Raw genomic sequence first — 6,981 nt, 5'->3', positions numbered from 1 at the left:
TCGAAGAATTCTTCTGGTTGTAATTGGGATTTTAATGGGTTAGTGGTTGTGTCGGGAATGGGTGGGAGGGGGTCACGGAAGGGTAGATTTAAGTGTACTGGACCAGGGGTAGGAAAATGTGTTAGCGGAGTGCTGCCAAAGGAGGCTCGCTCCCAAGCATGAACTACCGTTTGCCGTAGATAACGGAGCATACTGATATCAGCTTGAGGTACCGCTAGGGTACTGTGCCAGTTGGGATAGTTGCCGTATAATTTGATTTGGTCAATGGTTTGTCCGGAATGACAATCTTGCAGTTCTGGGGGACGGTCAGCAGTCAATACCAATAGTGGTACTCGGCTTTCTCTGGCTTCAATCACAGCGGGATAGAAATTAGCCCCAGCCGTGCCAGAGGTACAAACCAGTACAACTGGTTTTCCCGATTGTCGAGCAATGCCTAAGGCGAAAAAGCTGGCTGAACGTTCATCCAGAACTGGAATCGCCTCGATTTGTGGGTGTTGAGCAAACGCAACTGTTAGAGGGGTTGAGCGTGACCCTGGACAGATGATTGCTGTGGTCAATCCTAAGCGCTGTAGGGTTTCTACCAGGATGGAGGCCCAGAGGCTATTGGTGTTGCGAAAATCAATAGGCATTTTATTTGCATATTTTAAATTTTGATTCTATGTTGTTGAAGGTTGAAGGTTGAAGGTTGAAGGTTGAAGGTTGAAAATTTCAAGTTTAAGCTTGACTACCCTAATTCCTAATCGCTAATCCCTACTCCCTAAAAAAAATCTCTGACATTTTTAACAAATTCATTGACGTTCTCAAAATGGATATTATGTCCACAATCAGCAATGACGTTTAACTTAGCTTCTGGAGAAAGTGTTAATATTTCTGAGTTAATTGATTTAAATTTATGATCATAGTCTCCGACTAGCAAAAGCAAAGGAACTTGATTATGTTGGAGTGATTCCCACAGAGATGGTTGGCATCCTGTACTCATATGACGCAGAGATTTAGCTAATTCCACAGGATTATTTTGTTGTCGAATCTTGAGAATTTGTTCAAAGTTAGGATGCTCCTTGAGGGAGGTGAATAGAGGCTGATTGTACCAATTTGATAAGAAGGTCAATAAATCTCCAGTTTCCAATTTTTCGGCAATTTGCCAATCTCGTTGACGGCGCTTTAATTGTTCTGCTTGAGTCTTTAGCCCTGGAGATGCTGATTCGAGTACTACTTTACTAAAACATTGGGGGAAATGAAGGGTCATGTAGAGAGCTAATCGACCTCCCATAGAATACCCAACTAAAAAGCATGGTTCAAAGTTTAACTGCTCTAGTAAGTTCTTTAAGGCGTGAGCAGTGTTGGGCATGGTGTAGCATTCATCCCCACCTAAAACTTTGGTCTTACCATGACCAGGTAAATCAACACCTAGACAACAAAATTCCTCACAAAATAATGATATTGCTTCATCAAATTCCTGGCTGCTACCCATGAATCCATGGCAAAAAAGAATCCGTGGTTGCTCTCGGTTTCCTCTTAACTCATAGTTAAATTGATATCCCATTTATCAAAAATAATTGTTATAATTCATAATAGCTAAATTATTGTAACTGATTATCCAACAGCAACCACCAATGAACACAGGGTTAAACTAAAGCTTTCAGAAGCACCATGAGCTTTAGGTTAATTTCCGCCAGTTCTTTATTGGGATCAGAACCAGCAACAATTCCAGCACCAGCGTAGAGTCGAGCGTGATTAGCTGCTATCAAAGCAGACCGAATCCCAACGATAAATTCACTATTGCCTTGATAATCTATCCATCCGAGGGGAGCAGCATACAGAGAACGGTCAAAGGTTTCGTAGTGTCGGATTTGCTCACAAGCAATTTTGGTAGGAACACCAGCCACTGCTGGAGTAGGATGCAGTTTCGCTATAATATCTAGGGGATTGACATCAGCTGGTAATGCTGCTTTAATCGGAGTCCATAAATGCTGAATATTCGAGAGTTTCAGCAGTTGGGGAGATGGCAAAAAATCCAGTTCCAAACCCAGTTGACAAAGACGTTGGATAATAAATTCACTGACTGCGTTATGTTCACGTCTCTCTTTTTCACTACTAAGTAATTGGTTCGCCAAATCCGCATCTTCAGCTGGGGTTTGACCTCGTGGAGCAGACCCTGCTAAAGCATCCGTCACTAACTGATGGTCGTAAATACTAATCAGACGTTCAGGACTAGCGCCAATAAAGTTTTTGCCTTTGCCGTTACTGATGGAAAAAATATAGCAATCTGGATAGTTATGGCGCAAATTGTCCAGAGAATCTACCAGATTAAAGGGTATTGGTGAGACCACATCCACGGCTTGGGAAAGGACAATTTTGCTAAATTGATTAGCTTGGATAGATTTTAAGGCTGATGAAACCGATAACTTGAAGTCTTTGGCTTTTTTTGAATCTTGCTTAAGAAATTGATGATGGTTAGCCTTACCAGTAAAACAGTAGAGCAGACGACCAGAAGAGGTGATTAGATTGAACTGCCTCCATAAGCTTTCGACCAGCCAATCCAGATTAACTTGAGAATTTATTTCAAGATTAGCCACTACTACACATCGGCTTTGACAAAGTGAAATTTGCCAGCGAGGTAGAAAAATAGTTGCAGATGGGAAAGGGTTGTTACTATTAAGCTTATCACCAAAAAACGTAAAACTACAGAAAAAATGAGGTCCAGCCAATCGCTGCTCTATGTCACCACTAATTATGGTGTTAGCTAGACATGAGTCGATAAATTTTTGGGCTTTATAGAACCGTTGCTCACCAGCTAACTTCAGTTCAACAGCAGCATCAATAGCAACAATTGATTCTTGATTACTTCTATTTTCAAAATAGAAGTGTAGGGGCTCGGGCGTGGCGGCAAAAGGGGCAGCTCTATCCCGAATTGCCTGAAAAACGGCCAGTGGGTCGAGGGGGGGAATTTCTTGAGAAATACTGGCAATTTTGGAAATACCTTGTTTTTGAGATTTTTTCTGGCAGGCTAAGAGAAACTGATGTAACTCTTTAGCCTCATGAAAGAGGTGAGCAGGGCAGGGAATGACTGACATATATAGGCTTTCTTGAATTACAGGAGTGTTTACCTAAATGAACGACAACACTTGGCGATTGGCCTTGGCCTTTGGGCCACGCTACGCGAATGGCCACGCTGCGCGAACGCTCTTTACTACATATTTCTTAATTTGTATTTACATAACTTATTTAATTCACAGACTTTATAGTGACTAATGATCAATTATCAGCATGTTTGGCAATTAAGAAAAGCAGGGTAAGGGCAAAAATCAATAAATAGGCCGTCTAATCGTAACTATTGAAAAAAGATTGCAATAATTTTGATGCTCAAGGCTTACTATGGTTATAATCCTTGCTCCATATCACATTTTGGTTTAATTTTTATTGCCCTTACCCTAGAATTGCTCAGCATCATTTCTTGATGCAGCGCGGTCATGGGGGGAACCCCCATGACCGCGCTGCATCGCTTTTTGAATTTTAATGATGAGCCCTAGTTTTGGTAGGCAAAATGTTGGTAATCCAAACCAACATTTATTGGGTCATTAGTCAAGACGGAAATCAAGGGGATACCAGTATAGATAATCCCTGATTAATTTTTCCAAACTACTACAAATAAAAAGCTGCTATTTTGGGTAAATACCACTTCAGTTTTCATCAAGCCTACTTCTCTTAAAAGGCTAAGCCTACGAATTTAGATGGCACTCCAAATCTTTGCTGTTTCGACTTGATATCTAGAGTATCCCGTGCTAGCACTTTTACATTACTGGTCATACTTTTTAGTCATACTTTTTAGGATTGCTTACAAGACTTACAGGGTGCGTTATTAACGCACCCTACTACTTCCAACTAATTCTTACAGGGTGCGTTATTAACGCACCCTACATAGAGTTTGGTGTTCAGTTTTGGGTAAGTCCTATAGTAATCGTAGGGTTTTGAGCACTTTAGTTAAAAATTTGTCAATAAAATTTACATAAATTGACGTATTATCAATTCACTACCTTGATTGGGATTAATGGTATTCTGCTATTGCTGCCCCTTAACACCGTTGAAGACCGTTGACCCAAAGCTTGAACAGTCCCAGCAGTATTGGTTGATGGTGTGACGGTCAGTCTAGTACGACTTGCATTCATATTCCGGGACTATTATGACAACAAACACAATTAAAATTCCTAACTCTAAACGGAAATTGTGGCTAGCAGCCATCAAGCCTCCCATGTATAGCGTGGCAATTATGTATGTTTGGGTGGCAGCTGCTGTGGCATGGTTTGAGACCAATCACCTCGATTTGAAAATATTTTTGACATTTGTCAGTGCTTCGATTCTGATTCTGGCTTGGGAGAATCTGAGTAACGATGTGTTTGACTCTGAGACTGGGATTGATAAAAACAAAGCTCACTCGATAGTGAACCTGACGGGAAACAAATCGTTAATTTTTTGGCTAGGGAACCTGTGTTTAGGACTGGGTATCCTTGGTATGCTACTGATCTGCTGGTGGCAGCAAGACTTAACAGTGATGGCGTTAGTACTCCTATGCTGCAGCCTTGGCTATATGTACCAAGGACCTCCCTTTCGCCTGGGTTACCAAGGTCTAGGAGAGATACTGGTGTTTTTGAGCTTTGGTCCGTTAGGTATGTCAGCTGCCTACTATAGTCAAACCCAGAGTTGGTCTGTGACTAACCTGGCGGCATCGATAATTGTGGGTCTGGCGACTACGTTAATTCTATTTTGCTCCCATTTTCACCAAGTAGAGGATGATATAGCAGCTGGGAAGCGATCGCCTATGGTTCGCCTTGGCACCAAACGGGGTGCTCAACTGTTGCCCTGGATTTGTGGTAGCCTATTCGCTGCTACTGCTGGGTTTGTGCTCATGGGGCTATTCCCCCTATGGACATTACTCAGTTTGGTAGGATTGCCCTTTGCTATCAAGCTTTGCCGCCATGTTAACGCTAATTACAACCAACCGGAAAAGGTGAGTAATTGTAAGTTTATTGCCGTAGCGCTACATTTTTGGAGTGGACTCTTGTTGGGTGTCGGTTTCTTAATTAACCTGAATTAACCTTAATTGAACGAATCATGTCAGACCAATCCCAGGCGATTCAGGGAATTTTTGATAACATCTCTTCTAACTATGACGAGCTTAATGACAGGATCAGTTGGGGTCAGCATCGCATTTGGAAGCTGATGACGGTTAAATGGGCTGAGCCTAAGCCAGGAGATACCTGTGTTGACCTGTGTTGTGGCAGTGGAGACCTGACTCGACTATTAGCCGAGAGAGTAGGCACTCTAGGAAAGGTGTATGGAGTAGATTTTGCTCCCCAGATGTTAGCGATCGCAAAACAAAAATCCTCTGAACCACACATTGACTGGCAAGAGGCGGATGTTTTAGATTTACCATTTGCTGACAATACCTTTGACGGAGCAACTATGGGATATGGATTACGTAATGTCGTAGATATTCCCAAGAGCCTAAAGGAAATTTACCGTATTCTTAAACCAGGCGCTAAAGCAGCAATTCTTGACTTTCACTTACCGTCTCAGCCTCTGTTTCGGCAGTTTCAACAGTGGTATATGGAAACTATTGTTGTTCCCCTAGCCAGTCAGCAAGGACTTGAGGAAGAGTATGCCTATATCTGGCCGAGTGTACAGCGATTCCCCCGTGGTCCGGAGCAAGAATCTTTAGCACGGCAAGTAGGTTTTCGTGCAACTCACTACCCCATTGTTGGCGAAACCTTAGGAGTATTGGTATTAACTAAACCTGGAAGTGTTGAATCGGGAATCGGGAATCGGGAATCGGGAATCGGGAATCGGGATGCAGCGCAATAGCAATTAGCAATTACAGCGTTTTTCATAACTATTAGGTACACAGGATTTTTTCCCTGTTCCCTATTCCCTGTTCCCAGATCCGCTGTTCCCTGTTCCCTAAAACCCAGGAATTTGTACCTCACCCAATTGCAAACCGCTGTAATAAATGAATTATAAGTTCAAGTTTCACCCATACCAGCGTCCCTTTAAGCATCCGTTGTCTACCAGTCATGGCAAATGGACAGTCAGAGAAGGTATCATTCTTAGCCTTAGTGATGAAATAGGGAACATTGGCTGGGGTGAAATTGCTCCTATCCCTTGGTTTGGTTCGGAAACTCTGGAACAAGCGTTTAATTTTTGCGAGCAATTACCTCAGGAGATTACTACAGAGGAGATTTTCGCCATTCCTGCTGAACTCCCTTGCTGTCAATTTGGGTTTGAATCGGCTTGGGAGCTAGTGATTGGCAAAGGACTTTCGACAAAGGACTTTGAACAAAGCAAACAACACTACAGTTACCTGTTGCCGAGTGATGAAACAGCAAAACAGTCCTGGGAAGCTCCCTGGAATCAGGGATACCGAAGCTTTAAATGGAAAATTGGTATTGCTCCGATTGAGGATGAAGTCAAGATAGTTCAGGAGTTGGTTGAAGCAATACCTGCTTCTGGCCAATTGCGTTTGGATGCCAATGGGGGATTGACTAAACCAGAAGCTGAGCAGTGGCTGATGGTATGTGACACCATTGGAGCGGTTGAGTTTATCGAACAGCCGCTACCTCCAGAGCAGTTCGATGTGATGTTGGAGATGAGCCACAACTATTCGACTGCGATCGCATTGGATGAATCGGTGGCAACCCTTGACCAACTTGAACAGTGTTACCAGCGGGGATGGCGAGGCATTTTTGTGATTAAAGCTGCGATCGCAGGTTCTCGGAAACGACTACGGCAGTTTTGCCAAACCTATCCGATTGATACCGTCTTTTCATCCGCCTTGGAAACTACCATTGGTCAACAAGCGGTCCTCCAGCTAGCAGCAGAACTCTCTGACTTCAAGCGCGCTGTAGGTTTTGGTGTCAACCATTGGTTTAATGAAGGTTGAACGCGATCGCGTGGCCGAAAGGCCAAGGTTGGAATGTTGAAGGTTGG

At 43.0% G+C, this 6,981-nt stretch carries 7 protein-coding genes; 4 read left to right on the top strand and 3 right to left on the bottom strand.

The genetic code is table 11. From position 1 onward, the window contains the following. The 3 genes from menD to F6J99_RS14145 all read right to left on the bottom strand — a co-directional run. On the bottom strand, positions 1–629 hold a 629-nt coding region (menD, locus tag F6J99_RS14155), incomplete at its 3' end, for a 2-succinyl-5-enolpyruvyl-6-hydroxy-3-cyclohexene-1-carboxylic-acid synthase (RefSeq protein ID WP_293113471.1). Between the two features lie 128 nt (positions 630–757). Beyond that, complete coding sequence (gene menH, locus F6J99_RS14150) at positions 758–1,543, bottom strand: 2-succinyl-6-hydroxy-2,4-cyclohexadiene-1-carboxylate synthase (RefSeq protein WP_293113470.1); 786 nt, start codon at positions 1,541–1,543, stop codon at positions 758–760. Positions 1,544–1,625: 82 nt separating this feature from the next. Then, on the bottom strand, positions 1,626–3,074 hold the full coding sequence (locus F6J99_RS14145; protein WP_293113469.1) for an isochorismate synthase: 1,449 nt from the start codon (positions 3,072–3,074) through the stop codon (positions 1,626–1,628). A gap of 37 nt (positions 3,075–3,111) precedes the next feature. Between F6J99_RS14145 and F6J99_RS14140 the strand changes: the two genes are divergently transcribed. The 4 genes from F6J99_RS14140 (at position 3,112) to F6J99_RS14125 (ending at position 6,934) form a co-directional block, all read left to right on the top strand. Continuing rightward, complete coding sequence (locus F6J99_RS14140) at positions 3,112–3,252, top strand: hypothetical protein (protein ID WP_158069630.1); 141 nt, start codon at positions 3,112–3,114, stop codon at positions 3,250–3,252. A gap of 928 nt (positions 3,253–4,180) precedes the next feature. After that, positions 4,181–5,092, top strand: coding sequence for a 2-carboxy-1,4-naphthoquinone phytyltransferase (gene menA / locus F6J99_RS14135; RefSeq protein WP_293113468.1), 912 nt, complete (start codon positions 4,181–4,183; stop codon positions 5,090–5,092). Between the two features lie 17 nt (positions 5,093–5,109). Beyond that, complete coding sequence (gene ubiE, locus F6J99_RS14130) at positions 5,110–5,859, top strand: bifunctional demethylmenaquinone methyltransferase/2-methoxy-6-polyprenyl-1,4-benzoquinol methylase UbiE (RefSeq protein ID WP_293113467.1); 750 nt, start codon at positions 5,110–5,112, stop codon at positions 5,857–5,859. A gap of 145 nt (positions 5,860–6,004) precedes the next feature. Further along, positions 6,005–6,934: an o-succinylbenzoate synthase gene (locus F6J99_RS14125; RefSeq protein ID WP_293113466.1), complete on the top strand. Its 930-nt coding sequence runs from the start codon at positions 6,005–6,007 to the stop codon at positions 6,932–6,934. Positions 6,935–6,981 lie beyond the last annotated feature (47 nt).

This window comes from Moorena sp. SIO4G3 (assembly GCF_010692305.1).
In the GTDB taxonomy this organism is placed as follows: Bacteria; Cyanobacteriota; Cyanobacteriia; order Cyanobacteriales; family Coleofasciculaceae; genus Moorena; species Moorena producens_A.
Note: the sequence above shows the minus strand (reverse complement) of the source record. Positions and strands in the feature narration are given on the sequence as shown.